Consider the following 25,529-nt stretch of genomic DNA (forward strand, 5'->3'; position numbering starts at 1 on the left):
GCGCGTTCGCTCAGGCGCCGCGCGACGACCATGCGCGGCGCTCGCGTCATCGACGTGGCGGGCCTCCGCTCGCAGCTCGACTCCGCCGATGCGCTCGGCACGAAGGAATGGATGCAGTGGAACAGGCTCGATCGCTACGATCCCGCTGTGCTGCCGCGCTGACCGGCGCGCTGCTGTTCATGCTTGCATCAGCCGGTGCGCACGCGGAATCCGACACGGCCGCGGCTCGGCAGCAGACCGCCGCGATCGCCGCCGAGATCGCCGATGGCCATCTTGCCGGCGCGGTGGTCGTGACGGGCGACGCGGACGGCGTGCGGGTGCGCGTCGCGCGCGGCCTGCGCATGACGGGCGAGCACGTCGAGGCGATGACGGCCGATACCGTCTTCGATCTTGCGTCGCTGACCAAGCCGGTGGCGACGGCGGTCGCGATCATGCAGCTCGCGGAGCGCGGCATGCTGAGCCTCGACGCGCCGGCCGCGCGCTACTGGCCCGCGTTCGGCGCGCACGACAAGGCCGGCATCACGATCCGCCAGTTGCTCGCGCATGTGTCGGGGCTGCCGGCCGGCGTGTCGTCGTCCCGGGCGCTGCGCAGCCGCGCCGCCGTGCTGGCCGACATCGTCGCGATGACACCCGGCGCGCCGGCCGGCACACAGGTGCGCTACAGCGACGTCAACTACGTGGTGCTTGGCGAGATCGTCGAGCGTGTGTCGCATCGGCCGCTCGACGCGTGGTGCGCCGCGCATGTGTTCGCGCCGCTCGGGATGGCGAGCACCGCATTCCGGCCACCGGCGCCGCTGTTCGCGCGCGTGGCACCCACCACCGTTCGCGATGGCCGTCTGCTCCGGGGAAGCGTCCACGATCCCATCGCGGCCGCGATGGGCGGCGTTGCCGGCAATGCGGGCCTGTTCGCGAGTGCGGACGATCTTGCGCGCTTCGCGCGCATGCTGCTGAACGGCGGTTCGCTCGGCCCGGTGCGCGTGCTGACGCGACGCAGCGTGGCCGCGCTCGAGACGCCGGCCACGCTCGACGCGGAAGGCGACCTGCACACGCCCGGCTGGGCGGTCGGGCCGCCGCTCGTCGCGAACCGCTACCGGCTACCGCCGGTCGGCGCGCTGCAACACCTCGGCTACACGGGCACGGCGCTGTGGATCGATCCCGTGACGCGCCGCTTCGCGATCGTGCTCACGAGCCGGCTGTACCCCGACGAAACCGGCACGGCCATGCCATTGCGCGCGCTCGTGCTCGGCATCGTCTCGAGCGAGGCCGCGCCCGTGACGTCGTCGTGGATCGCGACGCGCGTGCCCGCGATGGCGGCGGCGCTCGCGCAGGTCGCCCGGTTGCCGGCATCGCGCGGGCCGGTTCTGGCCGGCATCGACGTGCTCGCGGCGAGCGGCTTCGCGGCCGTCGCAGGCAAGCGCATTGCGCTCATCACGAACCACAGCGGCTTCGACCGGTTCGGCCGGCGCACGGTCGACCTGCTCGCGCAGGCACCGGGCGCGCGGCTCGTCGCCCTGTTCGCGCCCGAGCACGGGCTCGGCACCGACGTCGACGAGACCTTCGGCGACACGGTCGACGCCGCGACCGGTGTGGTCGTTCACAGTCTCTACGGCGATCGCCGCAGGATCGCGCCCGCACTGCTCGCCGATGCCGACGTGGTGGTGCTCGACCTGCAAGACGCAGGCGTACGCTTCTTCACGTACCTGGCCACCCTCGGTTACGCGCTCGAGGCCGCCGCCGCCGCGCATCGCCCGGTGCTCGTGCTCGACCGCCCGGACCCGCTGGGCGGCGATGTGGTCGGCGGCCCCGTCGCCGATGCCGGGCCAGCCACGTTTACCGGCTATTACCCGTTGCCGCTCCAGCCCGGCATGACGCTCGGCGAACTGGCGCGACTGTTCAATGACCGCCTGCATATCGGTGCGGCGCTGACCGTGGTGCCGATGGCGAATTACGCGCGCGCGATGCGCTTCGGCGATACCGGGCTCGGCTGGGTACCTCCATCGCCGAACCTGCGCGATGGCGCCGCGATGTCGCTGTACCCGGAGACGGGGCTCATCGAGGGAGCGGCGGTCAGTGTCGGGCGCGGCACCGGGACGCCGTTCGGCGTGGTTGGCGCGCCGTGGATCGACGGGCGCGTCCTCGCGGGCGATCTTCGCGCGATGCGGCTGGACGCGACGTTCTCGGCGGTCCGCTTCGTGCCTGCGGAGGGGCCGTATCGCGGCAGGGTATGCGAAGGGGTGCGCATCGAACGGCCGCCCGACGCGGCGCGGCCGGGCGAGATCGGCCTGGCGCTCGCGCTGGCGCTGCACCGGCGTTATCCGGCGCGGTTCCGGATCGATGCGATCCGTGCTTCGGTCGGTTCGCGCGAGGTGGCGGACATGCTGGAGGCGGGGCGGTCGCTCGACGAGATCGAGCGCGTGGTTGTCGCGCAGGATGCGGCGTTCGCGCCTGAGAGAGCAGCATTTCTGCTGTACTGAACGGAAGGAAAAACAGGCGGCGGACGTGCTTGGCATGCGCGACGCATGCCATGGCGCGACGTGCAGAGAATGGGCGGCAGAATGCCGGAACGGGTGCTCGTTTCGGTCGGACTCGCGGTGGAGCGTCTGCGCACCATCGTGGCAGGCACCGATCGGCGTGCGCGTCGCGCGGCTGTCCACGGGCGCACGCTAGCGCAACTGCACGCTATTCGTGCGCCTCGGATTGCGTGGCAGGACCGGCCGGATGTTCATCGTGCCGTTTGCCGCGGCCTCGCTGCTTGCGTCCCGTGTCTTCGAGCATTCTCGTGACGTTGCCGAAGGCATTGCGCAGCGCGACGTAGACGTCCTCGTCGTGTTCTTTGCTGGATACCAGTTGATGTCCGGGAATCGTGATTTCGATCCGGATATTGAACGGTTTCCCCTGATGATCGCGCTTCTCGTCCAGCACGACATTGACCCTGCAATGCGAGATGTCCTGCCGGAATCGATCGAGTTTGGATACATGGCGGGCGGCTTCCGCCTCGAGCGCGTCCGAGCGCGGCATGCCTTGAAATACCAGTTCGTAAGGTGGCTTCATTGCTTGATCCGTTGATGGTTGATGAATGCCGGTCGTGCCTCGTCGTGCCGGCGGTCCAGAGATTCCGATTCAGAATGTGGCGATCTGAAGAGCGACATCGAACGCGATGACCACTGCCGAGCACAGAACACCGAGCGTCATGTTCGCGAGCCGATGCCCGACGTCCGGATGCTTGCCTGACCATGCCGTAATGAAGAACAACCCGTCGAGAATCACCTGCAATGCAAATACGAACAGCATCAGCGTGAACTCGTAGCCGGCCTGCGGCAGTTGCGCAAAATTCCAGCCATGCCGGCTCACCCAATAGCTGATCCGATACACCTCGTAGCCGGCCAGCAGCAGGGGAAACACGTAGGAAACGAAATAGGTCGGCAAGGTCGCATGCCGAAACTCGGGTAGGAAATGATGTCCGGTCTGCATGGTTGCCTCCCAACCTGAGCGCGTACGTCAGGACGATGTCGTCCACGTTTTCAGCCTAGGCTTCCGGGGCGACCGCCGCTTGACACGCATCAATGGCGACTTTCATAGACCGCGTCGGCCCGCGGAAACGCGACGATTTCATCGAGAGAGTGTCCAGGCCAGGGCGTAACGCGGACGACAAGGTTTGACCAACATCAACGGCGTGCGTACGGCGCCCTTCATTGTGAATGGGAGCCTGACGCGGTTACGACCGGCATCGGTCGACCGATCGGCGACATGAGCGCCCCGTGATCGGCTGGAAGAGAGCAATTCCGATCGTGCTATCGACGCGAAACCGATCCGCTGAACCTGCAATCCCACAGGAGACCGACATGAAGTCCGACGCGAAACTCAAACACGATGTCGAACAGGAACTGTCCCGGGATCCGGCTGTCGACGCGCGCCAGATCGAGGTCACGGTGCGCGACGGTACAGTGACGCTGCTGGGCATGGTCCCGAGCTGGGCGCAGAAGTTCGCGGCGCAGAAGGCGGTCCAGCGCGTCGGCGGCGTGCGTGTGCTGCTGCTGGAACTCGAAATCGCCGCGCCGGCAGCCAGTCGCTCGGACGCGGAACTGGAAGCCAGGATCATGTCCGCGCTCGACTGGCAGGAAGCGTTGCAGGACCAGTCGATCCGTGTCGAGGTCGACCATGGCCGCGTGACGCTCGACGGCGAAGTGGAGTGGGGTTTTCAGCGTCAAGCGGCAGAGGCGCTGGTGAGCCGGATGGCCGGCGTTGTCGACGTCGCGAACCGCATTCAAGTGCGCGCCGCCCATACCGCGCAGGACATCTGCGCCGAGATTGCCGATGCGTTGGCTCGCCGTGCACAGCGAAAAGGTGCGGCGATCGCCATCGAGGTGGCGAACGGTGTCGTCACGCTGACCGGCACGGTCGATTCGATGGCGGAGAAGCGCGCCGCGTGCGGTGCGGCATGGTCGGTCAAGGGCGTGCGGGAAGTTGTCGATCATCTGACGATTGGATGACCTGACGGATACCTGAATCATTATTCAGTATCACTGACGCAATACGTGGCTTGAATCAACACCCGGCTCGATGTTTCCTGTCACCGGCATCCAGGGTGGGATTGACAGCCCTGCGACAGCGGTGGCGCCTGAGGCTCCGCTGCCGACATGAATTCCGCCTATCACGCTGGCGAGTCGTACGAGATCCACCGGCGGCACGCGCATGGCTCAGCCGAGTTCGGCGCCCCAGTTTCCCGATTGCGCGGCGCCCGGTGACGCGGCCGTGCGTGGGCGATGCGCGATCATGCAATCGGTCGTGAGCAGCAGCGACGCGACCGAGATCGCGTTCTGTAGCGCCGAACGCGCGACCTTGACGGGGTCGACGATTCCGGCAGCAATCATGTCCCCATATGTCGCCGTCGCCGCGTCATAGCCGAACGCTCCGGTTGCGACATCGACCGCGTGTACGACGGCCTGCGCGTCCGCTCCGGCATTTTCGGCGATCTGACGCAGCGGGGACGCCAGTGCGTCGTGCACGATCCGCGCGCCGGTGCGCTGCACATCCGTCAGGTATGTGCCATTGCCTACGAGCGCGCGCCGTGCACGCAGCAGTGCGACGCCACCGCCCGGCACAATGCCTTCCTCCATCGCGGCGCGCGTCGCATGCAACGCATCCTCGAAGCGATTCTTGCGCTCGCGCAGCGCGGTTTCCGTCGCGGCGCCGACGCGAATCACCGCGACGCCGCCCGCGAGTTTCGTCAGCCGGCGCGTCAGCGCGTCGCGCTCGTATCCGGCCGGTGTCGCCGCGATGCGTGTACGCAGCGCCTGGACGCGCTCGTCGATGTGCTGGCGTTCGCCTCGCCCGGCGATGACGGTCGTCGTCTCGCGCGTGATCTCCACGCGCCGCGCGGCACCGAGATCGTCCAGCGTCGTGTGCTCGAGTGTCCGGCCAGCCTGAGCGGAAATGACCGTCGCGCCAGTCAGCGCGGCGAGGTCGGCAAGCTGCTCGGTGCGTGCCTCGCCGAATCCGGGCGAGCGGATCGCGCACGATTTCAGCGTGCCGCGCAGGTGGTTGACGACAAGGGTCGCCAGCGCTTCGCCTTCCACTTCGTTCGCGACGACGAGAAGCGGCTTGCCGGTGCTGCTGAGCGCCTCGAGTACCGGCAGCAGTTGTGCGATCGCGCTGATGTTCATGTCGCAGAGCAGGATGCGCGGCTCGTCAAGGACGACGCGATGATTGTCCGAATCGACGAACAGCGGCGACAGATAGCCGCGATCGATCAGCGAGCCGTCCACCGTCTCGAGCTCGTCGTCGAGCTTCGTGCCGTCCTCGATGCTGATCGCGCCGTCCCTGCCCACACGCTCGACGGCCTGTGCGACAAGCGCGCCGATCGTGCTGTCGCCGCTGGCGGAAATCGTCGCGATCTGGCGCATCTCGTCCGCGCTCGCGCACGGTTTCGACAAGCGGTGCAGTTCGGCGACCACGTCGCGGCCGGCCGCTTCGATCGCGCGCTTGAGCGCCATCGGATCGTGCCCGGCAGTGACACACTTGATGCCTTCGGCAACGATTGCCTGTGCCAGGGTGGTGGCAGTGGTCGTGCCGTCGCCGGCGACTTCGCTCGTGCGGGTCGCCACTTCGCGCAACAACTGGGCGCCCATTTCCTCGAACGGGTCGGGCAGGTCGACAGCGCCGGCGACGACGACGCCCGAGTTCGCAACCAGCGGCGCGGCGCCGGTCCGCTCGACGATCACGTTGCGGCCGCCCGGGCCGAGCGTGATCTTGACTGCCTCGGCAATCGCGTTGACGCCTTTGAGCAGCCGTTGGCGAGCATCCTGGTGAAAGACAAGCGATTTTGCGGGCACGATACACCTCCTCTGCGACGAAGCCGGGCACGACGCGTCTCCGGACCGGCGCCGATACGGATATTCCACCTGCCGGCGCGTCGTGCCGATTGACCTGGGTCAACGAGCGCAATGCGTTTCGCACCGCGTGTGCTCGCCCAAGCGCCTTCGGTCTCTCGATCCTGAGCGTTGATCTCTGTCAATTGCCGCGGTCATCACCAATCGAGAATGACAGAAACAAGATCGAGGCATCGTTCCAGACTGGCATTCTGACGGTCACGCTGCCGAAGACGCTGGAAACGCGCAAGGCCGAGAAGAAGATCGAGGTGAAGGCGGGCTGAAACAGGTTGCGGGCATCCACCGACGCATGCCGCGGGATGCCGGTGCACATGCTTTCCGTTTTCTTCTCGACCGCTCGATCATGCCGTGAAACACCGACATTCGGACGGTCGATGAAAGGCGATCCTGCATTCGCCATGCATGCAGAGCCGATAACCGGGATATCGGCCACGGCGCCATTGCGCCAGTGGTTGCACCGTCGCGTGCAATCCGCCCACACGGGACCGATTTTCTTCAGATCGCCCGCGCGTCATGGCGAATGGATTCAACGGACGCACGCGCCACCCGACAAGCGTGCATGAGGGAGGTCGTCATGTATGCCGGCAAGGTTCTCGTCGTATTCTATTCGCGCACCGGCACGACCCGCCGGGCCGCGTCCGCGTTGGCCGAGATGCTCGACGCCGACGTCGAGGAAATCGTCGTGACGCGCGATCGCGCGGGCCCGTTCGGCTATCTGCGTTCGCTCGTCGAGGCAATCAACCAGAAGCCGGCGGAGATCGTCGCGGCGAAGCGCGACCCGTCCGCGTACGATCTCGTGGTGATCGGTTCCCCAGTCTGGGCAGGCTGCGTATCGTCGCCGGTGCGGGCGTATCTCGTCGCGAATCAGCGGCGCCTGCCGCGTGTCGCATTCTTTTGCAGCTTCGCGCAACGTGGTGCGGATTCCGCACTAACGCAAATGCGGACACTGGCACGCAAGTCGCCGCTCGCCGAATGTCGCGTGACGCCGCGCGAAACGTTGCATGGCGATGCCAGCCCGATCCTGGCGGCATTTGCCGAACAGGCAGCGCGCAGGCTGGCGGAAGCGGTCGCGACGCCTGCGGCGCGCTGAAGCATGCGAGGGCGCACGGAAACGTGCGCCCTCGTGTAACGGTGTGGCGGGCGCTCCGACGTCGGCGCAAACGCCAGCTTGCGCGATGGACCGGCCTCAAGACACCGGTCGGTGTGCGTCTGCGGCCGCGAGATAGCCGACGATATCGTCGAGCGTAACCAGACGACCATAGTCGCGCTCCGGGATCTCCACCTTCAGCCGCGCATGAAGGCCCGTCAGAAAATTGAGCCAGTCCATCGAATCGAGATCGACCTGACCGCGCAGCGGACGATCCGCACGCAGCGTCGACGGGTCGAGTTCCGGCGCGACGGATGCAAGCGTTTCCAGTACGACCGAAAGGATGTCAGCATTGTTCATCGGTTCAACTCCTCGGGGTGCTGCAGCAATTCACCCAGTTCAACCAGGAACAGCGCACCGCGATGGCCGTCGGATACGCAGCCGCGATAACCCGTCTCGTTGCCGGAGAGCGCCCGCCGGGGCGTGCCGGCCGCAGGCGAACCCGCCGCCGCGATCGCCCGTTCGACGTCCGCAAGCGTCACCGAGCCTGTCGGGCCAGTGCCCGTCACACTGTCGGGATCGACCTGGTGCTGCTGCGCAAGCTTGCGCGCGGCTGGCACATCCGGGATCGGGGGCGCCATGTGTGGCCCGTCCGACGCCCGATTCGACCGTGGCCGACACTTGCGTCGCAAGTGCAAAGAACCGGTGATCGCGGATCACGACGCCGCTTGAACGCCTGGATCGCCGCATCTGCGGTGCAATCGGCTGTCGGTTGACATCGCTCAAGCTTGCCTCGGGTTTCCGAGTGAAGCATTCATCTTGCAGGCCAGCCGGTCTCAGTGAGTGCGTGCAGCTTTTCGCCGCAGACCAGCCGGCGAGGGGCCAACGCATTGAAGGAGCACCTTATGCGAGCGCGTGACGTGATGACGACCGCGGTCATTTCCGCCAGTCCGGAGATGAGCGTTCAGGAGACCGCGAAGCTGCTCGTGGAGCACTCGATCAGCGCGGTTCCCGTAATCGATGCGGACGGAAAGCTGATCGGGATCGTAAGCGAAGGCGACCTTGTGCACCGCGTCGAAATTGGCACGCATGCCAGGCGCCGCTCCTGGTGGCTGGAGCTTCTTGCGTCCAGCCGTGAATTGGCCAGCGAGTATGTAAAGGAACACGCGCAGACCGTGAAGGACCTGATGACTGTCGACGTCGTCACGGTCGCCGAGGACACGCCGCTGTCCGAAGTTGCCGAATTGCTGGAACGGCACCGCATCAAGCGCGTGCCGGTCGTCGACAACGGCAAGGTGGCAGGCCTGGTGAGTCGAGCCGATCTCGTGCGCGCGCTTGCCAGCGAGACGAACGACAAACGGAAGTCGGTCGCGCATGCGGACGTCGAGATACGCGAGGCGATACTGAATGCGATGTCTGGCCAACGCTGGGCGCTAACGCGAGGCCAGATCATCGTCAGGAACGGCAAGGTACATCTATGGGGCGTGATCTTCAGCGAAGAGGAGCGCAAAGCGGTGTGCGTGGCAGCCCAGACTGTACCGGGCGTCAAACAGGTGATCAGCCATCTCGTCTATCCTCTTACGCTTCCCTCGATGTAAACGTAAGCGGTCGACACACATCATCGGGGAAAAGTCCGGTGTTCACGCCGCTGCCGAGTGGCGCACGAGCGTGCATTCGTGCTGCGCGAAGCAGCACGAACGCGAACACGAGAGACTACCTCGACCGGTCAGAACTGCTGATCGTAGTTGAGGCGGACATGCTCGGGCTGTGCGAGGCCGTCTCTCGTGATCGTGAGATTGATGTGATAGACACCTTTCCAACGTGCGTCGAACACGTTCCCGTACGTGACCGCATTGCCGTCCTGCGTCGGGTCGAGTGCTATCCGCGTCGATTTTGAATGGAAGGCACTGGCTTCGCTTCGCGGTCCCTGCACGACAGCAACGACGTGAGCATTGTCAATGCGCTTTCCGTTCGACCTGTCGAACAGGGCGACCGTGAGCAGGAACAGGTTCACGTTGTTCGATGCCCCGCCGGAACCGCCGCCCGGCGTAGCGGCGCGACTCGCCGGAACCACACCGTAGTGGACGACGAGCTTGCCCGTCGTCACGCTGCGCGTCAGGTCGTTCGCACCGGCGGTCGATACCGCGCCGACAAGCAATGCCAGCCAGGCAAGCAGCACAAGAAAAATTCGCGATCGCATCGGGGCCTCCTCGGCGGTGGATTTACCGCATCGGCAATGCGCACGCAAAGCGACCGGAATCTTGCTTCCATGCTGACATCTCGCGAAAACGCAGGCTTGACGCAGGTCATGCTGCCGCCAGAGTCATGCCGCCGCATCATTCGGCGGATGCGTCCGTTCCACGCCAGTGCACCGGCAAGCGGACGACATCCACATGCCCCGGGAGATCGCCCGCCACGTCGCTTTCCATGTACGAGAAGTAGACGACGACGAGACGCCGGAGATCGACAATCCGGACCACGTGTATCGATCCAAACACCGGATCGACGGATTCGTCGAACACCTGAGCCAGCCGCGGCAAGCGGGCGGTCGTGGCGAGCGTTCCGGTCTGGTGACAGGACACCGATGCTCCGGCGCTATGTCCGTCGCGCAAGGGCGGTCGTTCGTCGCGCGTGTGCGGCTCCGAGACGAAGCACGTTACTCCGTGGAGCTTCGGGTCGTCGTACGCGGATATGCCGATATGTGCACCGTAGCGCTGAGAGTGTGGCGGAATGCGCGCCAGTTCCTCCGCATCGACGACGGATGCGCAGGAGATCGCCAGCGCGGCGGACGCAATCCATGTACGTGTTCGCAGCATGATCATCGCCAGCATCCTCGACTGATCGGCAAAACTGTCTCGGCAGGGCTCCCGTGCAACGAGACGGATTGAACTTCAGACTAGGTGTCTGCCGGTATCGAACGCTTGACTTGCGTCAAGGCGGGATGAACGGGTGGCCGGATGCTTGCTGCAAGAGCGGCCGATCGGGCGCGACGCAACGGCCATGTGGCGGGCGGCATCGCACTCGCGACACGGCGCGCGCATCCGTGCGTTAAGAATCCGGTAAGGAATTCCCCCGAAGATGAACGCATCGCTCAGGAGAACCACGATGCGCATATCCGACTCGGTTCGCATGCTATGCCGGGCAGGCCTGGGGGCCGCCATATGCGTGGCCGCCATCGCCGACGCAGGTGCCGAAACGCCGGCCCAGTTGCTGGCCGGCTACACGGCACAGTCAGGCGTCGGCGCCATACCGTCGCGCGGTCAGCAGTTCTTCACGTCCCGACATGGGCGCGACTGGAGCTGCGCGACCTGCCATGGCGGCACGCCGACCGGTGCAGGCACGCACATCGTTACCGGTAAGACCATCGAGCCGCTTGCGCCCGCTTTCAACCCGGCCCGATTCACGGACGGCGCCAGGACCGAAAAGTGGTTCCGCAGAAACTGCAAGGACGTCGTCGGGCGCGAATGCTCGTCGGCCGAGAAGGCCGACGTCCTGAGCTGGCTCATGAGTCTGAAACCCTGACGGCGAACGATCATGAACAACATCGACTCGACGAAGTCGCCGCGCAGGATCGCCGCGCGGCGCCATGCACGCGCAAGCGTGCTCGCGATGCTGCTGATGTCGCTGCTGCCGTGCGCGGCACGGGCGGAAGACGAAATGCGCAGCGTCGCGATTCCGTTACTGCCGAAGTACCGGCAGGAGTGCGCGACCTGCCATGTCGCCTATCCGCCCGGGGCGCTGCCCGCCGAATCGTGGCGACGCATCCTGAACGGTCTCGACCATCACTTCGGCACCGATGCGACGCTGGACCGGACAACGATCGGGCAACTGGAAACATGGCTGACGGCACATGCGGCGACGGGCAGCGCGGCGCGCCGTCCCCCGGAAGACAGGATTACCCGGTCGGCGTGGTTCGCCGCCACGCACGACGAGGTTCCTGCGTCCGTATGGCGCAGCGCTGCAGTGAAGCGGCCGTCGAATTGCGCCGCATGTCATACGCAAGCAGACAAAGGAAATTTCGATGAACGATTCGTCCGCATCCCGAGTACACGGTGAACCGGCACCCTCGCGTTCCGCACGGATACTGGTCTGGGACGCTCCGCTGCGCGTATTCCACTGGCTGAGCGTCATTGCCTTCGCCGGCGCGTGGCTGACCGCCGAGAGCGAGCGATGGCGGCTGATGCACGTCGCGTTCGGCTACACGATGCTGGCGCTCGTCGCGTTTCGCGTCGTTTGGGGCGTGGCCGGCACGCGTCATGCGCGGTTCTCGTCGTTCGTGCGTTCGCCGGCGGCCGCTTTCCGCTACGTCCTGAGCCTCGCGAAAGGCCGGCCCGAACATCACGTCGGCCACAACCCCGCCGGCGCGGTGGCGATCGTCGCCATGCTGGCGATGATGGTCGTCACGGGGGTGACCGGCTGGGGGGCCTACACCGGAAACGGCGAGTCGTTCGGTGATCTGCATGAGGGTGCGGCGAACGCCATGCTCGCGCTCGTCGTGTTCCATGTCGCCGCCGTTCTCGTCAGCAGCGTCGTGCATCGTGAGAATCTGGCCGGCGCGATGGTGACCGGCTACAAGCGCGGTGCACCGATCGACGGCATCCGGCGTGCGTGGTGGGGGATCGCTGTCGTGATGACGGCCGCGGTGATCGGCTGGTGGTGGACGCAATGGCAGGCGGCACCGCAGCCCGCTCGAGCGGACCGGCCCGTCGCGACGGACACCGGCCGCCCCGCGCACGGCGCGGGCGGGGACGACGACTGACGGCCACCGGCGGAGTGCTCGATCGTGCGCATCCTGCTCGTGGAAGACGACGTCCTGCTCGGCGACGGGATCCGCGCCGGATTACGCCAGCAAGGGTTCCAGGTCGACTGGGTGCGTGATGGCGACGCGGCCCAGCGCGAGCTGCGCGCGCATGTTCATGCCGCGACGGTCCTCGATCTCGGCCTGCCGCTCGTGGATGGCATGGATGTCCTGCAGCGCATTCGCCGCGACGGCATGGCGTCGCCGATCCTGGTCCTGACCGCGCGCGACGCCGTGCCCGACCGCATCAAGGCGCTCGACGCGGGCGCCGACGACTACGTGATCAAGCCCGTGGACCTGTACGAGCTCGGTGCGCGCCTGCGAGCGCTGGTCCGGCGGTCCCACGGTCGGCCGACCGAGCGGCTCCACGCGCAGGACGTCGAGCTGGAACCCGCGTCGCGAACCGCGCGCCGCGCCGGCGTGCCGGTCGCGCTGTCCACGCGAGAGTTCGACCTGCTGCACATCCTGATGCTGAATGCCGGCCGGGTTCTGTCGCGCGAGCAGATCGAGCAGTATCTGTACAGCTGGGGGCAGGAGGTGGAGAGCAATGCCGTCGAGGTCCACATACATCGCCTGCGCGCCAAGCTCGGCAGCGAGCTGATCCGAACGGTGCGCGGCGTGGGTTACGTGCTGATGCGGGGCGATGCATGAAGGCCCTGCTGCCCGCGCGTTCGTTGCATGGCCGGCTGCTGACGCTCGTGCCGGCCGTGGTTCTCGGTGTCTGGCTATCGACGCTGATGCTGACCTGGCTGGATGCGCAGCGCGAGATCGACCGGTTGCTCGATGGCCACCTCGCGCAGGCGGCGGCACTGCTCGTCGCGCAGCAGGCGCGCGGGCCGGATGACGACGACAATGCGATCGACGCGCCGATCCTTCATCCGTACGGGCCGCGTGTGGCCTTTCAGGTGTTTCATGACGGGCGGCTCGGCCTGCATTCCGAAAACGCACCGGCGAAGCCGATGGTGGCGCCCGAGCTGACCGGACGCGATCGGGCCTCCGGATTCTGGACCGTCGTGATCGACGGGAATGCGTGGCGGGTATTCGTCGTGCACGGCGTGCGCAGCGACGTTCAGGTGTTCGTGGGCGAGCGAATCGATTCACGCGAATCGATCCTGCGCGCCGTCATGCGCAGTGCATTCTGGCCGATGGCGGCCGCGTTGCCGTTGCTGGTGCTCGCCATCGGCTGGGCGGTTCGCCGTGGCACGGCGCCGCTGCGCGATTTCGGCCGAGCGCTGGCGCGGCGCAATCCGCAGGCGCTCGATCCGATTCGGCCGGATCGGACACCGCTCGAGATGCGGTCGATGCTGGATGCGCTGAACCGGCTGTTCGAACGGATTCGCACCGTCATGGACGCGGAGCGCCGATTCACTGCCGATGCGGCTCACGAGTTGCGCACGCCGATCGCGGCCGTCAAGGCACAGGCGCAGGTCGCCATGGCGGAGCCCGACGACGAGCGACGCCGGCATGCGCTGCGAGGCGTGCTCGAAGGGTGCGATCGGGCCGCGCGCCTGGTGGATCAGCTTCTGTTGCTTTCGCGTCTCGATGCGGGCGCACTGACGGACCGTGCACCGGTCGACGTATCGGCCCTGGCGAAACGGGTGGTCGCGGAGGCTGCGCCACGGTCGATCGGAAAACGGCAGCGGCTGGAACTCGATGCGCCATCACCATGCGTCGTCGGCGGCAACGAACCATTGCTCGAGTCGATGGTGCGCAACCTGGTCGACAACGCGATTGGCTACAGCCCGCCACAGGCGCGCATATCCGTTTCGGTTTGCCGACGGGAAGGGCATGCCGTGCTACGGGTCGAAGACGGCGGCCCGGGTATCGGCGACGACGACCTGCACAGGCTCGGCGAACGGTTCTTTCGGCCGCAGGGAGCCCGGCCGGGCGGGAGTGGCCTCGGCTGGTCGATCGTACGGCGAATCGCTGCCGCGCATGACGCGGACATCGAGGTGGGTCGATCGCCCGCGCTCGGCGGCCTGCGCGTGGTCGTCTCGTGGCCGGTTGCCGATGCAACGGACGCGGCCACGCACTAGTCAACCATGTACATCAACGATCAGACCGCACGCGTTCGACAGGTCACGGCAGGCTACGCGAGCAGCCGATCGCGACCGGCACGGCGTGCCCGTCGCCGCGCACGCCGTGCCATGCGATTACTGGCCGGCGGCGCCGCTTGCAGGGCCGCCAGGCTGGCCGTGCATGTAGCCCGGCCCCATGCCCGGCCCCATGCCCGTGCCCATGCCTTGCCCCCGATGCATGCCCCACCTGGGCGGAACGTCGGGCAACTTGATGCCGCGCGCCTTTGCGCGCTTCTGCATCTCGGCGTGATGCTCCGCGCGGATTTTCTCGCGCTCGGCGTCCGATGCCGCAGCGAGCATCCGGGTACGGTATGCGCTGCGCTCGGCGGGTGTCATCAGCTGACTGCCGTACATCATGCCGCCCGGCTCGACGGCGGAACCGCCAGCGGGCTGGCGCGGCTGTGCATCGGCCAGACTGGCCGTCATCGCGACCGCGACGCCGATCAGGCACGAAACGGTGAACCTGCTCACTGCGGACATGACGCTCTCCAAATCGTTTGCATGGTTTCAACCGTACGCAAAGATGACGATCGAACCTTTGCCGCAGATCAAGTCCCCGCGGAGTGCCGGCGATCATGCTGTTGTCAAACGTTCGGCGCATCATTCGGCGTCACGGCGACGAAGCGTGGTGCGCGCACTCGATTCCTGTCATGTCGGAGCTGCCAGCCATGTCGAATTCATTGCATTATCGTGAAAGAACCGCGGAAGTCGCCGAGCAGATGCGCAAGCTTCGGCAGTCGCAGCCGGACCTCATGTCCGCCTTCGGCGCGCTGGGCGCGGCCGGTACCAAAGAGGGCGCGCTGACGAAGAAGACCCGCGAGCTGATCGCGTTAGGCATCGCGATCTCGTGCCGCTGCGACGACTGCATCGGTTTCCACATGCAATCGCTGATCAAGCTGAAGGCGACGCGCGAGGAGATCGAGGCGGTCGCCGGTGTCGCCGTCTACATGGGCGGCGGCCCGTCGATGATGTACGCGGCACATGCGTTGATCGCGTTCGACGAGCTTTCGACGTGACGTGCGGCCTTGCTCAACCCTGGAAGGTGACCTGAATCGTGATGTCAAGAAATCCTGACGTTGTTTCGGAAACCGTCGCTGAATCGACGCCCGCGATGGCCGCCGCGGCCACGCGAAGCACCTGGGTGAGCGTGGCGGTCAACCTCGCGCTGAGCATCGCGCAAGTGGTAATCGGCATCCTGTCCCGATCGCAAGGTCTCGTGGCGGACGGGATTCATTCATTGTCCGACCTGATCGCGGATTTCGTCGTGCTGCTGGCCAGCCACCATAGCCGCAAGCCCGTCGACGAAAAGCATCCTTACGGCCATCAGCGCTTCGAAACCGGCGCATCGCTGGCACTTGCCGCAATCCTGCTGCTGGTGGGGGGCGGGATGCTCTGGTCCGCCATCCAGAAGCTCGAGCATCCGGAAGCGATCGCGCGCGTTCACGTCGCGGCGCTCTGGGTCGCGCTCGCCGCGCTCGCCGCGAAGGAAAGCCTGTTCCGTTATATGTTCGCGGTCGCCACGCGAGTGAAGTCGAGCATGCTCGTCGCCAACGCATGGCACGCGCGTTCGGACGCCGCATCGTCGCTGGTCGTCGCTTGCGGCATCGTCGGCAACCTGCTCGGTTATCCGCTGCTCGATCCCGTCGCCGCGCTGATCGTCGGCGGGATGATCGTGAAAATGGGCGCCACGTTCGGTTGGGACGCCTTGCACGACCTGATGGATCGGGCGGCCGACGCCGAAGACGTGCAGGCGATCCGCGCGACGCTGCGCGCGACACCGGGCGTGCTCGACGTGCACGACCTGCGCACGCGAAAGACCGGCGACCTGATCCTCGTCGACGTGCATCTCGACATCGACGCCGATCTCACGGTTGCGCAAGGGCACGACATCGCGGTGGACGCGCGTGCTCGCGTGATGAAGCATCACCGCGTCCTGAACGTGATGACCCACGTCGATCCGCGCAAGCGGGAACGCATCGCTGAAACCGCGTCCGAGATGCGCGGCCGGTAAGCGGCACCGGTCGGCCGGTCAGCCGGTGCGGCCGATCGGCACGGCGTGCATGCCGGGTGTCATTCCGCGCCGCGCGGAGGATGGCCGCGCCGGAACGTCAACCGGCGTTCCTTGAGAAGCGCGCGCCAATTGAGCTTCATCAACGCGAAGACGACGCCGAGCAACGCCAGTTGCGTGACGATGAAGTATCCGCCGAGATAAGTGCCTTCGAGCCCGGACTCCACGTCCAGCCGGGTCGACGCAAGGCGGCCGAGGTGCGCCCAGATCGCATAGGTCGCGGCGCGGCCGACGAAGAACGCCGCGGCAATGATCCTGAGCGGCAATCCGGAAAGGCCGTATGCGATGAACAGATAGTTCGACGGAAGCGGGCTCAGGGCATAGAAGAAGAACGCACCGGCGGTGAGCGTCCTGTGCTTGCGCAGCCAGTGCGTGGCGACGTCGATGTTCTCGCGATCCGATTGCCGCATCCAGCGGGCGCGCACGAGCGATCTTGCGAAGGTCGCCAGGATGACGCGGCCAGTCGTCGCCGCGCCGGCCGCCACGATGGCAAAGATCAGCGGATTGCCGTCAGGCAGGTTGAACCCGACCCACGACATCGCCATCCACGTGGGCGGGGCGAACGCCGGCATGAGATTCAGCAGAAGAATCAGCAGAAACAGTACCGCCAGCGTCAGCACGATATCGCCTCCAGGCGCTTCGGTGTCACGCTTCGATTGTGCTGACGAAAGGCGCCGCCCGCTTGACTCACGTCAAGCATCGCGCCGTGCCGGTCGTTCGCGTGACGCGCTTCGCCGTGACTCAGGTCAACGGTCGAACCGCGGCATTTCCTAGACTGATGCCACGCCGTGAGCAACCGGAACCGGATGCGGCGAACCCCGCCGTGCACGGCAATCGGAAGAATGGTCATGTCCCGAATCCGCTGGTCGATCGATCTCGCTTTGCTGGTCCTTGCAGCGTCTACGCTCGCCGCGGGGGGCATGTGCGTGGCGTTCGGTCTGCTTTCACTCGCGCGGGGCGTCTGGCTGGTGGGTACGGTGCCGGTCTTGCTCGCGTTGACCGTGTCGCTTGCAAAGGCCGTGGCGAAGCGGCAGGCCGGCATCGACGTGCTCGCATGGCTGGCGATCGGCCTGGCAATCGCGCTGGACGAGACGCTGACCGCCGCGGTCATCGCATTGATGCTGGCCAGCGGCCGGACGCTGGAGCGGTATGCGCAAGACCGCGCGCAACGCGAGATGACGGCGCTGCTCGGCCGTGCCCCCCGGCAGGCGACCCGGTTCGAGAACGGTGAATGGCGTTCCGTTGCGCCGGAAACCATCGTTCCGGGTGACAGGCTGCTCGTGCGTAGCGGCGAATGCGCGCCGGTCGACGGCACGTTGACCGACGACGCGGAACTGGACGAGTCCATGTTGACGGGCGAGTCGTCCACCCAGCGGCGACGTTCCGGCGAAACCGCATGCAGCGGCGTGGTCAACGCAGGCGCGCCATTTGAAATGGTCGCCCGCACCACGGCAGGCGACAGCACGTTTGCGGGCATCGTCCGCATGGTCGAGCGCGCACAACACGAGCGCGGTCCGGCCGTGCGTCTCGCGGATCGCTACGCGGCATTCTTCGTGCTCGCCTCGCTGCTCGTCGCCGGCATCGCGTGGCTGCTGACCGGCGACGTCACACGCGCGCTCGCCGTGCTCGTCGTCGCCACGCCTTGTCCGTTGATCCTCGCCGTGCCGGTCGCCATCGTGTCGGGCATGTCGCGTTGTTCGAAACGCGGCATCCTTGTCAAGGGCGGGGGTGCGCTCGAACGTCTCGCGCAAGCGACGATTCTGTTCTTCGACAAGACCGGGACGCTGACGGGAGGGCGGGCACGCATCGTTGCGATCGAATGCGGCACGGACGTCGGGGCGGGCGATGTGCTGCGTTTCGCGGCGTCATTGGCACAGGCTTCGGGGCACGTCATTTCGGATGCGCTGACGGTCGCCGCGCGGGAACGCCGGATCAATCTGTCGCCGCCATCGGTCGTCATGGAAACGGCGGGCGAGGGCGTCACAGGCGGGGTCGACAACCGGACCGTCGCGATCGGCAAGTTCGGATACGTCTCAGCCTGTTCAACGGTCGCCCCCTGGAGCGACGCGTTCCTCAAGCGGGTCGGCAACGAGGGCGGGGCTGCCGTGTTCGTCGGCGTCGATGGTGTCATGATCGGTGCGATTCAGATGGCCGACCAGGTGCGGCTGGAAACGCCGCGGGCATTGCGGCTGTTGAAACGAGAAGGCGTCGAGCGCCTCGTCATGCTGACCGGCGACCGGCGAGACATTGCCCAGGCCGTCGGCGAGTTGCTGGGTGTTACCGACGTGCGTGCCGAGCAGACGCCGACGGACAAGCTTGCCGCGATTCAGGCCGCGCGCAAGGAAGGCGTGACGATCATGGTCGGCGACGGTGTGAACGACGCGCCGGCGCTCGCGGCCGCCGACGTCGGTATCGCGATGGGCGCGCGGGGGGCGGCCGCGTCATCCGAAGCGGCCGACGTGGTACTGCTGGTGGATCGGCTGGATCGACTCGTGGATGCGATACGTATCGCACGACGGTCGCGCCGAATCGCACTCGAGAGCGTGGTGGCTGGCATGTCGCTGTCGGTCGTCGCAATGACGATTGCGGCGGCCGGATTCCTGCAGCCGATTGCCGGTGCGGTCATTCAGGAAGTCATCGACGTCGTCGTCATCATCAATGCGTTACGCGTGCTGCTGGTTCGCCCGAGGCCAACCGACGCCCGACTTGCCGATGTCGACGTCGAGCAACTCAAGCGCGAGCACACGGCATTGTCACCGTTGCTGGACCAGATCAGGGATCTCGCGGATCGTATGCCGCAACTATCCGGGGCAGCCATCGCCAGTGAGCTTGTCCACGTGATCGACTCGCTGGACGAACGGCTGCTGCCGCACGAACGCGCCGAGGATCGGGACGTCTACGCGCGACTCGCCCCGCTTCTCGGTGGCGAGGACCCGCTGGCGGCGATGAGCGGCGCACATCGGGAGATCTTCAAGATGGTCCGATCGCTCAGGCAGATGGTCGCGGACCTGCCGCGCGACGGAACGAACACCCTGCAGGTGCAGGCGATACAGCGCTTGTTGTACGGGCTGGAAGCGATCGTACGCCTGCATTGCGCTCAGGAGGAGGAACTGTTCCACGCCGTCGGAGCGGATGCGTGACCCTGAAACGCGTCACGCATGCGGCGCACTCACCAGAAGAACCGGCGTTTTCGTGATGCGCGCAACGCGTCCGGCCACGCTGCCGACGAGCCAGCCCGTGACGCCGCGCCGCCCATGGGTGCCCATGACGATCATGTCCGCGCTCCATTCGATGGCGTCGTTCACGATCAGGTGAGGCACGTCCGCGCCGGTGCGATCCGTTTGAATCAGTTGAGACTGCGCGTGCGCGGGTGTGCCATCGAGCAGGGCCATGGCTTTTTGCAGTGCACGATTGCCTTCGCTGACCAACGCGGCTTCCAGCGTCTCGACGGGGACGAAATCACCCAGCGATGTGGGGCGATCGAGCACGTGTATCGCCCGGAATTCGGTCTCGGGACGCGAGAATTTCAACCCCGTTTGCAATGCGTGGAGCGCAATCGGGCTTCCGTCGACAGCGAACAGCATCCGCCGCGGCAGGTGCTCGGCGACCGACGCAAAACCTTCCGGAACGATGAGCAGCGGGCAACCAACGAGCTTGCCGAGCGGGCCGGAAACCGTTCCCTCGATCCATCCGAGCAGCCCATGATGCTGACGTGTGCCGACGATCATGAGTTCGGCCTGCCAGGCTTGTGCACTTTCGGCCAGCGCATGCACGACATCCCCGCCGTGCGTGGACAAGTCGATGACTTCCGTGTCGATCGAGATGTCGTCGCGCGAAATGGCGCTTTGGGCACGCGACAGCGCGTCGGATGCGTCTCGCAACAATTCGTCGCGGGCCGATTCGAGAAATGCCGTGGCTTTCGACCCGAGCGGGACGAGCGTTCGCGGATTCTCCGCAACGCTGACGATATGCACCGCGGCATTCGACGGGAGGAACGCTTTGGCATACGCGAGGGCATGTGTGGATGCGGTGGAACCGTCGACGGCGATCAATACCCGCTGGGAGGCGGAGACTGCCTGGACGGGTGAAGTGCTGGTATTCATGAATGTCTCCCGGTGACAACCGACGGTCTTGTACACGGCAATTTTTCGCACGAGGGCCGTCTACCGGCTTGACCTTCGTCAAGCACGTTCGTCTTCGCAGTGCCGGGTGAAATGGCGGCTCGATCGCGTCGAGTGCATGGCCGCTGCCACGTTGACATGAGTCAACCGGGGGGCCGGCTTCAGGCAGCAGCATTGAAACGACGCCGCGTTGTTCGGGAAAGGCCTTGAGCCTGCGCAACCGCAAAGCGTGTCGCTACCTGACTGGAGAAATGATCATGCGAAAGCTGGCAATGTTGATCGTGCTTGCGCAGGTGCTGTTCGCCGCAACGACGGGCGTGGCTGCCGCTGATTAGTCGGTGCGGAGCGTGACGACGCACGGCCTGACCGTTCGTTTCGGCATCGTGCCGGCAGAAAAGGCGCCACGCGCGCTGGAAGAGGGGGGCGTTCCAGGAGATACGAAGGCCCAGGCCAGCTATCATTTCGTGGTTGCACTGCTTGACGCCCGGACCGGCCCGCGCATCGATGATGCCATGATCCTTGCCAGGATGACCTCACCGGCATCCAAGGCACGGCTGAAGGTTCAAATCAAGCGTTCGCCGGCATTCACGGTCAACGGCATGGTGACGTACGGCAACTACTTCGACATGCCATGGGCGGGGCGGTATCGCATCGATCTTTCGGTCAGACGCCGCGACGGTGCCGACACGGTTCATGTTCGACTGAATTATGAGCCCAGTCTCTGAGTCATCGTATGACCGGTGGTCGTGTGGAGTCGCCACGCAATGAAGGGGCGGGTAAAAATACTATCCCAGGTGATCACGATGCGATGCGTATTCGATGAATACACGCCCGCCCGGAAATTGAACCCTGCACGGCCTGGCGCTCGTCTGATCAACAAATCGCAAGGTATTCCAACGAGGATTGGTCGACCGCCTTCCGCCCTCGCAAGGGTATTCGATGGCAAGGATCCGTGGAATGTCGTCTGTCTATTGATAAGGCATCTGAATGTCTAAACTTGGCTACGCTCGCGTATCGACCGAAGAACAATCGCTGGACTTGCAACTCATTGCACTACGGAAGGCAGGTTGCAGTCGGATCTTTACCGACCACGGCGTGTCCGGGATGCACCACGAGCGTCCTGGCCTGCACGAACTCATTTCGGCTGCGAAGTCGGGAGATACCATCGTTGTCTGGCGCCTCGATCGACTTGGTCGCTCACTAAAACATCTTATTCAAATCCTTTCTGATTTGCGCGAGCGCGGCATTCATTTCGCTTCACTTAATGAAGCAATTGATACAGGAACGCCGACAGGTACGTTCATTTTCCACATGTTGGCTGCACTTGCCGAATTCGAGCGATCGCTTATCAGCGAACGCACCAAGGCCGGAATGGCGGTCGCGAGAACTCATGGGAGTCACTTGGGACGACCGAGAATACTGAACGCTCAACAGATCAAGATTGCGCGTGAGCTTGAGAAAACATTCACAGCAAAGGAAACGGCTCGCCTTCTTTCGGTCGACAAACGGACGCTCGAGAGAGCGCTCCAAAGAGATTCGAATGATACGCACGCCGACACGAAATAATTTTATTGAATATTAATTCATAAAACACCCACTCCCGGATAAGCGCAACATATGGATTAACAAAAACCCAAAGGTGCTATCGGTTGACGTTTCGCCAATGCGAATATATTTATCGTTCTTCGAGTTTTATTCGTGACAGGGTTCTGGGGTGAACCCCGAAATGACGCGCAACGTCAGCAATCGGATGGCACTCCAGCATAATCATGGCTTCTTTCCTTTGCTCCTGACTAAGCGCTGGTTTTCGTCCTATCTGGATTCCGCGGCTGCGGGCGGCGTTCATTCCGGCACGCGTTCGCTCGCTGATCAAGCTTCTTTCGAATTGCGCGAGTGCGCCCATTACGTGAAAAACAAGAACACCGCCTGCCGAATTCGTATTGATCGATTCGGTAATCGAGTGAAGATGAACGTCACGTTTCTCAAGAGTGGCTACCAGATCGATTAATTTCCCCAGAGATCGCCCTAGACGATCCAGTCTCCAGACTACCAGCGTGTCGCCGGCATTCATCCGTATCAGAACAGCATCGAGTCCAGGGCGCGAGAAATCTGCCCCTGAGATACCCCGATCGGTAAATATATAGTGACATCCCGCCTTTTTGAGCGCATCAATTTGCAGGCTGAGATTTTGCTCTTCCGTAGATACGCGTGCATATCCGATGTTCATGATCTTTAATCCAGAGACGTCAAGAATCACCTTTCTGTGCAGACTACCCAGATTAATTTGAGTAATCGTCAAACTGCACGATGAGTGAAAGAAATGGTCGTACATATTCTCCTCGCGCCCCGTCAGATCATAAGTAGATTTACGTCACACCCCGCATAATTGCTAAGAATTGTAAAATCGCGCGTACTTTTTACGTATTCTACTGGACAAAACGGTTCCATTTTGTCGTTGTGTCCCTTTAAATGTCTCTTCCTTGCCTGGCGGGCGTCTAGCCCAATAGCCCTACCCACAGCAATAGCTTTGCGCAAGGGAACCTTTTTTGTATCGTGAAGTAAAAGTGTCGGACCTACGGGCGGGCGTTTGATGTGTCGCCTTGCACCCTCGAACATATGCAGGCCGAACGCAACTCGGGTGCGCGCGAAAATACGAAAGAGCTTTGTCATATGAGATGCCTTGTCGCACGTATGGGCTGGGATTCAACAGGTGCGCGGACAAAGCAAATGGCACCGATGTGCCACGACCAATGGGTGTTTCTGGCAAAGAAAGAGTCAAGGTCCAGGCCAGGCTTGTTCATGTGAGGAAGCTGCCGGTGTGAGATTTCGCAACGCTCCAGGAAATGTGTGCAACCGAGGTTGGAGTTGCGGAAAAGTGATGTCGCGTAGCCGGTTTTGAGAAAAATTGATTAACATTAATTAATCAAATCAACAGAAAATAATGCTCAATTATTTATTGTGCGGCTGATTTATTGGTTATACGAAATATAAAATTTAAATAAATTAATCCAATCCAAATAAGTCATCTGGAATCGGGTTCTCCGATTATTACCTCTTGAACAACTGGCTACTATGAATCGCACCTATCGGAATATCTGGAACGAAGCTCTTGGCGCCTGGGTCGCGGTATCCGAACACGATTCGGCACGGGGGAAGGGCAAGCGCTCGCCATCGGTTAAGCTGCTTGTCAGCTTGTTGTTAGCCGGCGCCGCACAGGCCAGCTACGCAGGTATTTATACGTTCAGCGGGGGAAATGGAGGGGGCAGTTGCGGCTTTGCCGGTGGAGGAACGGGCCCCGACGGCACGCGAACGTATAGCGCCGGAACTGCCCCCCTCGATGGAAGTGGTGGATGGTCGTCGGTTGCTGGCTGTAACGCGAACGGCAACAACTTGAACGGCGTCACCTTGTACGGGTCGTTTACTACCGCCACCGGAAGCGGTGCGGCCGCGTTCGGCATGGGTGCGAGTGCCGGCAATTTGGCGACGGCACTGGGGCTCCAGGCGACTGCTTCGGGCACCGCTGCCTTGGCTGTAGGTTATAACGCTACTGCTTCTGCAGGGTACGGGGTGGCGATTGGCTCCAGCGCCGTGTCGCCAGTGACCGCCTCGGGGTCTGGCTCAATTGCGATCGGTGGCAGTACCGTCACCAAGGGCGCCGTGGCGTCGGGAGGCAACGCAGTGGCCCTTGGAGGCGACGCTGTTGCCTCAGCGATCGATACGCTCGCGATTGGCGCGGGCGCCAAATCGTCCGGTAGCTACGCGACTTCGTTTGGCACCGCTGCAAATGCTACCGGAGTTGGCGCCACAGCATTGGGCAGTAACGGGACAAGTGGCTCCGTGGCTGCTGCGGCCGACTCGGTTGCGATTGCCGGGCAATCCAAAGTGGCTGCTACGGCCACCTCGGGTATTGCGATCGGACGAGGCGCGACCGTGAGTGGCGCGTTTGGCATCGCACAGGGCGATGGCATCATTTCCGGTGCAACAGGGCAGAACGTTGCCATTGGTTCCAGCGGCACCACAGCCAATAGCTCGACGGCGACCGGCGGTGCAGTTGCCATCGGCCTCGGGCAAACGGCAACGGGCGATGGCGCGGTTGCGATCGGTGACCCGAATACGGCAATCGGTACAGGTGCGGTCGCGCTCGGTGCGAACGATTCGTCGAACGGCCAGGGCGCCGTCGCGATCGGCAATGCCAATTCCGCGACCGGTCAAGGCTCGGTCGCTCTGGGCAACAGCAGCACGGCCACTTCGGCCGGAGGCGTCGCGATCGGCGATACCGCGGTCTCCAGCGCCACCAACGCGCAGGCGTTCGGTGCCGGTGCCAACGCGAACGTGGCGGGCTCGGTCGCGCTTGGTTCCGGCGCTGTCACGACCGGCACCGCGAACACGGCCACCGGTGGCACGGGTAGCGTCAGCAGCACGACGATCGGCAGCCAGACGTTCGGCACCTACGCCGGCGCGAACGCCGCCGCCGGTGTGGTCAGCGTCGGCGCGGCCGGGGCCGAGCGGCGCATCCAGAACGTCGCCGCCGGCCTGATCAGCGCGACCAGCACCGACGCGATCAACGGCAGCCAGCTTTTCGCTGTTGCCAGCACAACGACGTCGAGCATTACTAGCCTGTCGACTGGTCTCAGCTCGACCAACAGTTCGGTGGCTTCGCTGTCGACCTCCACGTCGACCGGCCTCTCGTCCGCTAATAGCTCGATCAGCTCGCTGTCCACGTCGACTTCGACCGGCATCAACTCGTTGTCCACGGGCCTCAGCTCGACCAACAGCGCGGTCACGTCGCTGTCGACCTCCACGTCGACTGGTCTCTCGTCCGCTAATAGCTCGATCAGCTCGCTGTCCACGTCGACTTCGACGGGCATCAACTCGTTGTCCACGGGCCTCAGCTCGACCAACAGCTCGGTGGCGTCGCTGTCGTCGTCCACGTCGACGGGTCTCTCGTCGGCAAATAGCTCGATCAGCTCGCTGTCCACCTCGACCTC

At 64.4% G+C, this 25,529-nt stretch carries 29 protein-coding genes; 17 read left to right on the forward strand and 12 right to left on the reverse strand.

Annotation, left to right across the window (positions count from 1 at the left end; genetic code table 11):
- Nucleotides 1-107 precede the first annotated feature (107 nt).
- Nucleotides 108-2,474: an exo-beta-N-acetylmuramidase NamZ domain-containing protein gene (locus tag DIE08_RS08870; RefSeq protein WP_409360393.1), complete on the forward strand. Its 2,367-nt coding sequence runs from the start codon at nt 108-110 to the stop codon at nt 2,472-2,474.
- Between the two features lie 205 nt (nt 2,475-2,679).
- Here the strand turns inward: DIE08_RS08870 and DIE08_RS08875 are convergent, their stop codons facing one another.
- Nucleotides 2,680-3,051, reverse strand: coding sequence for an HPF/RaiA family ribosome-associated protein (locus tag DIE08_RS08875; protein ID WP_124625202.1), 372 nt, complete (start codon nt 3,049-3,051; stop codon nt 2,680-2,682).
- 69 nt (nt 3,052-3,120) lie between these two features.
- Nucleotides 3,121-3,471 carry a hypothetical protein gene (locus DIE08_RS08880; RefSeq protein WP_059681016.1) on the reverse strand — a complete coding sequence of 117 codons (351 nt, stop codon included), beginning with the start codon at nt 3,469-3,471 and terminating at the stop codon, nt 3,121-3,123.
- 371 nt (nt 3,472-3,842) lie between these two features.
- On the opposite strand from DIE08_RS08880, the gene DIE08_RS08885 reads away from it, so the two are divergent.
- Nucleotides 3,843-4,490: a BON domain-containing protein gene (locus tag DIE08_RS08885; protein ID WP_124901643.1), complete on the forward strand. Its 648-nt coding sequence runs from the start codon at nt 3,843-3,845 to the stop codon at nt 4,488-4,490.
- A 207-nt stretch (nt 4,491-4,697) separates the two neighbouring features.
- On the opposite strand, the gene groL is transcribed toward DIE08_RS08885, so the two are convergent.
- The gene (groL, locus tag DIE08_RS08890; protein ID WP_124901644.1) at nt 4,698-6,332 is read right to left on the reverse strand and encodes a chaperonin GroEL; all 1,635 of its coding nucleotides are present in this window, start codon (nt 6,330-6,332) and stop codon (nt 4,698-4,700) included.
- Between the two features lie 182 nt (nt 6,333-6,514).
- Between groL and DIE08_RS36125 the strand changes: the two genes are divergently transcribed.
- Together DIE08_RS36125 and DIE08_RS08900 are read left to right on the forward strand one after the other, a co-directional pair.
- Entirely contained in the window at nt 6,515-6,652 is a 138-nt protein-coding gene (locus DIE08_RS36125) for an Hsp20 family protein (protein ID WP_260436495.1), read from the forward strand.
- Nucleotides 6,653-6,948: 296 nt separating this feature from the next.
- On the forward strand, nt 6,949-7,479 hold the full coding sequence (locus DIE08_RS08900; protein WP_260436490.1) for a flavodoxin: 531 nt from the start codon (nt 6,949-6,951) through the stop codon (nt 7,477-7,479).
- A gap of 96 nt (nt 7,480-7,575) precedes the next feature.
- Here DIE08_RS08900 and DIE08_RS08905 read toward each other — a convergent pair whose 3' ends face one another.
- On the reverse strand, nt 7,576-7,836 hold the full coding sequence (locus DIE08_RS08905; protein ID WP_124901645.1) for an acyl carrier protein: 261 nt from the start codon (nt 7,834-7,836) through the stop codon (nt 7,576-7,578).
- On the reverse strand, nt 7,833-8,117 hold the full coding sequence (locus DIE08_RS08910; RefSeq protein ID WP_124901646.1) for an E3 binding domain-containing protein: 285 nt from the start codon (nt 8,115-8,117) through the stop codon (nt 7,833-7,835). The genes DIE08_RS08905 and DIE08_RS08910 overlap by 4 nt, the downstream gene beginning before the upstream one ends.
- A gap of 264 nt (nt 8,118-8,381) precedes the next feature.
- On the opposite strand from DIE08_RS08910, the gene DIE08_RS08915 reads away from it, so the two are divergent.
- Complete coding sequence (locus tag DIE08_RS08915) at nt 8,382-9,074, forward strand: CBS domain-containing protein (protein WP_124901647.1); 693 nt, start codon at nt 8,382-8,384, stop codon at nt 9,072-9,074.
- Between the two features lie 128 nt (nt 9,075-9,202).
- Here the strand turns inward: DIE08_RS08915 and DIE08_RS08920 are convergent, their stop codons facing one another.
- Both DIE08_RS08920 and DIE08_RS08925 read right to left on the reverse strand, forming a co-directional pair.
- Complete coding sequence (locus tag DIE08_RS08920; RefSeq protein WP_124901648.1) at nt 9,203-9,676, reverse strand: hypothetical protein; 474 nt, start codon at nt 9,674-9,676, stop codon at nt 9,203-9,205.
- Nucleotides 9,677-9,812: 136 nt separating this feature from the next.
- A complete protein-coding gene (locus DIE08_RS08925) occupies nt 9,813-10,307 on the reverse strand; it encodes a CreA family protein (RefSeq protein ID WP_124901649.1) in 495 nt (164 codons plus the stop codon).
- Between the two features lie 298 nt (nt 10,308-10,605).
- Here DIE08_RS08925 and DIE08_RS08930 point away from each other — a divergent pair, with 298 nt between their 5' ends.
- Genes DIE08_RS08930 through DIE08_RS08950 form a run of 5 tightly spaced genes read left to right on the forward strand, consistent with a single transcriptional unit; the run spans nt 10,606 to nt 14,310 of the window.
- Complete coding sequence (locus DIE08_RS08930) at nt 10,606-10,998, forward strand: DUF1924 domain-containing protein (RefSeq protein ID WP_260436496.1); 393 nt, start codon at nt 10,606-10,608, stop codon at nt 10,996-10,998.
- A 12-nt stretch (nt 10,999-11,010) separates the two neighbouring features.
- A complete protein-coding gene (locus tag DIE08_RS08935; RefSeq protein ID WP_124901651.1) occupies nt 11,011-11,532 on the forward strand; it encodes a diheme cytochrome c in 522 nt (173 codons plus the stop codon).
- Nucleotides 11,498-12,235: a cytochrome b/b6 domain-containing protein gene (locus DIE08_RS08940; RefSeq protein WP_124901652.1), complete on the forward strand. Its 738-nt coding sequence runs from the start codon at nt 11,498-11,500 to the stop codon at nt 12,233-12,235. The genes DIE08_RS08935 and DIE08_RS08940 overlap by 35 nt, the downstream gene beginning before the upstream one ends.
- 24 nt (nt 12,236-12,259) lie before the next feature.
- The gene (locus DIE08_RS08945; protein WP_124625185.1) at nt 12,260-12,925 is read left to right on the forward strand and encodes a response regulator; all 666 of its coding nucleotides are present in this window, start codon (nt 12,260-12,262) and stop codon (nt 12,923-12,925) included.
- Nucleotides 12,922-14,310, forward strand: coding sequence for an ATP-binding protein (locus DIE08_RS08950; protein ID WP_124901653.1), 1,389 nt, complete (start codon nt 12,922-12,924; stop codon nt 14,308-14,310). Before DIE08_RS08945 ends, DIE08_RS08950 begins: the two co-directional genes overlap by 4 nt.
- 117 nt (nt 14,311-14,427) lie before the next feature.
- Here the strand turns inward: DIE08_RS08950 and DIE08_RS08955 are convergent, their stop codons facing one another.
- The gene (locus DIE08_RS08955; RefSeq protein WP_124901654.1) at nt 14,428-14,832 is read right to left on the reverse strand and encodes a hypothetical protein; all 405 of its coding nucleotides are present in this window, start codon (nt 14,830-14,832) and stop codon (nt 14,428-14,430) included.
- A gap of 188 nt (nt 14,833-15,020) precedes the next feature.
- On the opposite strand from DIE08_RS08955, the gene DIE08_RS08960 reads away from it, so the two are divergent.
- Both DIE08_RS08960 and DIE08_RS08965 read left to right on the forward strand, forming a co-directional pair.
- On the forward strand, nt 15,021-15,368 hold the full coding sequence (locus tag DIE08_RS08960) for a carboxymuconolactone decarboxylase family protein (protein WP_059602793.1): 348 nt from the start codon (nt 15,021-15,023) through the stop codon (nt 15,366-15,368).
- A gap of 41 nt (nt 15,369-15,409) precedes the next feature.
- A complete protein-coding gene (locus DIE08_RS08965) occupies nt 15,410-16,363 on the forward strand; it encodes a cation diffusion facilitator family transporter (protein WP_124901655.1) in 954 nt (317 codons plus the stop codon).
- A 59-nt stretch (nt 16,364-16,422) separates the two neighbouring features.
- Here DIE08_RS08965 and DIE08_RS08970 read toward each other — a convergent pair whose 3' ends face one another.
- The gene (locus DIE08_RS08970) at nt 16,423-17,040 is read right to left on the reverse strand and encodes a hypothetical protein (protein WP_124901656.1); all 618 of its coding nucleotides are present in this window, start codon (nt 17,038-17,040) and stop codon (nt 16,423-16,425) included.
- Nucleotides 17,034-17,270 (reverse strand): hypothetical protein, encoded by a 237-nt coding sequence (locus DIE08_RS08975; protein WP_124901657.1) that lies wholly within the window; start codon nt 17,268-17,270, stop codon nt 17,034-17,036. Before DIE08_RS08975 ends, DIE08_RS08970 begins: the two co-directional genes overlap by 7 nt.
- Here DIE08_RS08975 and DIE08_RS08980 point away from each other — a divergent pair.
- Nucleotides 17,269-19,560, forward strand: a complete 2,292-nt coding sequence (locus tag DIE08_RS08980; protein ID WP_124901658.1) for a heavy metal translocating P-type ATPase — start codon at nt 17,269-17,271, stop codon at nt 19,558-19,560. The genes DIE08_RS08975 and DIE08_RS08980 overlap by 2 nt on opposite strands.
- A gap of 12 nt (nt 19,561-19,572) precedes the next feature.
- On the opposite strand, the gene DIE08_RS08985 is transcribed toward DIE08_RS08980, so the two are convergent.
- Nucleotides 19,573-20,523, reverse strand: a complete 951-nt coding sequence (locus DIE08_RS08985) for a universal stress protein (RefSeq protein WP_124901659.1) — start codon at nt 20,521-20,523, stop codon at nt 19,573-19,575.
- A 224-nt stretch (nt 20,524-20,747) separates the two neighbouring features.
- Between DIE08_RS08985 and DIE08_RS36130 the strand changes: the two genes are divergently transcribed.
- From DIE08_RS36130 to DIE08_RS08995, 3 genes are all read left to right on the forward strand, one after another.
- Nucleotides 20,748-20,876: a hypothetical protein gene (locus tag DIE08_RS36130; protein WP_260436491.1), complete on the forward strand. Its 129-nt coding sequence runs from the start codon at nt 20,748-20,750 to the stop codon at nt 20,874-20,876.
- Nucleotides 20,877-20,888: 12 nt separating this feature from the next.
- A complete protein-coding gene (locus DIE08_RS08990) occupies nt 20,889-21,266 on the forward strand; it encodes a hypothetical protein (protein WP_124901660.1) in 378 nt (125 codons plus the stop codon).
- A 262-nt stretch (nt 21,267-21,528) separates the two neighbouring features.
- On the forward strand, nt 21,529-22,107 hold the full coding sequence (locus DIE08_RS08995) for a recombinase family protein (protein ID WP_124901661.1): 579 nt from the start codon (nt 21,529-21,531) through the stop codon (nt 22,105-22,107).
- Between the two features lie 109 nt (nt 22,108-22,216).
- Here the strand turns inward: DIE08_RS08995 and DIE08_RS09000 are convergent, their stop codons facing one another.
- The gene (locus tag DIE08_RS09000) at nt 22,217-22,768 is read right to left on the reverse strand and encodes a recombinase family protein (RefSeq protein ID WP_124901662.1); all 552 of its coding nucleotides are present in this window, start codon (nt 22,766-22,768) and stop codon (nt 22,217-22,219) included.
- Nucleotides 22,769-23,613: 845 nt separating this feature from the next.
- Here DIE08_RS09000 and DIE08_RS09005 point away from each other — a divergent pair.
- Nucleotides 23,614-25,529 (forward strand): ESPR domain-containing protein (locus DIE08_RS09005; protein ID WP_260436492.1); only part of this gene is annotated, 1,916 nt, incomplete at its 3' end.

This window comes from Burkholderia sp. Bp9004 (genome assembly GCF_003858025.1).
GTDB classification, from domain to species: Bacteria; Pseudomonadota; Gammaproteobacteria; order Burkholderiales; family Burkholderiaceae; genus Burkholderia; species Burkholderia diffusa.

Bases quoted from the DNA above. Each gene is read 5' to 3' on its own strand.
- DIE08_RS08870 (WP_409360393.1), top strand. From the start codon at position 108: ATGGATGCAGTGGAACAGGCTCGATCGCTACGATCCCGCTGTGCTGCC.
- DIE08_RS08875 (WP_124625202.1), bottom strand. From the start codon at position 3,051: ATGAAGCCACCTTACGAACTGGTATTTCAAGGCATGCCGCGCTCGGAC.
- DIE08_RS08880 (WP_059681016.1), bottom strand. From the start codon at position 3,471: ATGCAGACCGGACATCATTTCCTACCCGAGTTTCGGCATGCGACCTTG.
- DIE08_RS08885 (WP_124901643.1), top strand. From the start codon at position 3,843: ATGAAGTCCGACGCGAAACTCAAACACGATGTCGAACAGGAACTGTCC.
- DIE08_RS08900 (WP_260436490.1), top strand. From the start codon at position 6,949: ATGAGGGAGGTCGTCATGTATGCCGGCAAGGTTCTCGTCGTATTCTAT.
- DIE08_RS08905 (WP_124901645.1), bottom strand. From the start codon at position 7,836: ATGAACAATGCTGACATCCTTTCGGTCGTACTGGAAACGCTTGCATCC.
- DIE08_RS08910 (WP_124901646.1), bottom strand. From the start codon at position 8,117: ATGGCGCCCCCGATCCCGGATGTGCCAGCCGCGCGCAAGCTTGCGCAG.
- DIE08_RS08915 (WP_124901647.1), top strand. From the start codon at position 8,382: ATGCGAGCGCGTGACGTGATGACGACCGCGGTCATTTCCGCCAGTCCG.
- DIE08_RS08920 (WP_124901648.1), bottom strand. From the start codon at position 9,676: ATGCGATCGCGAATTTTTCTTGTGCTGCTTGCCTGGCTGGCATTGCTT.
- DIE08_RS08925 (WP_124901649.1), bottom strand. From the start codon at position 10,307: ATGCTGGCGATGATCATGCTGCGAACACGTACATGGATTGCGTCCGCC.
- DIE08_RS08930 (WP_260436496.1), top strand. From the start codon at position 10,606: ATGCTATGCCGGGCAGGCCTGGGGGCCGCCATATGCGTGGCCGCCATC.
- DIE08_RS08935 (WP_124901651.1), top strand. From the start codon at position 11,011: ATGAACAACATCGACTCGACGAAGTCGCCGCGCAGGATCGCCGCGCGG.
- DIE08_RS08940 (WP_124901652.1), top strand. From the start codon at position 11,498: ATGAACGATTCGTCCGCATCCCGAGTACACGGTGAACCGGCACCCTCG.
- DIE08_RS08950 (WP_124901653.1), top strand. From the start codon at position 12,922: ATGAAGGCCCTGCTGCCCGCGCGTTCGTTGCATGGCCGGCTGCTGACG.
- DIE08_RS08955 (WP_124901654.1), bottom strand. From the start codon at position 14,832: ATGTCCGCAGTGAGCAGGTTCACCGTTTCGTGCCTGATCGGCGTCGCG.
- DIE08_RS08960 (WP_059602793.1), top strand. From the start codon at position 15,021: ATGTCGAATTCATTGCATTATCGTGAAAGAACCGCGGAAGTCGCCGAG.
- DIE08_RS08965 (WP_124901655.1), top strand. From the start codon at position 15,410: ATGTCAAGAAATCCTGACGTTGTTTCGGAAACCGTCGCTGAATCGACG.
- DIE08_RS08980 (WP_124901658.1), top strand. From the start codon at position 17,269: ATGTCCCGAATCCGCTGGTCGATCGATCTCGCTTTGCTGGTCCTTGCA.
- DIE08_RS08975 (WP_124901657.1), bottom strand. From the start codon at position 17,270: ATGACCATTCTTCCGATTGCCGTGCACGGCGGGGTTCGCCGCATCCGG.
- DIE08_RS08985 (WP_124901659.1), bottom strand. From the start codon at position 20,523: ATGAATACCAGCACTTCACCCGTCCAGGCAGTCTCCGCCTCCCAGCGG.
- DIE08_RS08995 (WP_124901661.1), top strand. From the start codon at position 21,529: ATGTCTAAACTTGGCTACGCTCGCGTATCGACCGAAGAACAATCGCTG.
- DIE08_RS09000 (WP_124901662.1), bottom strand. From the start codon at position 22,768: ATGAACATCGGATATGCACGCGTATCTACGGAAGAGCAAAATCTCAGC.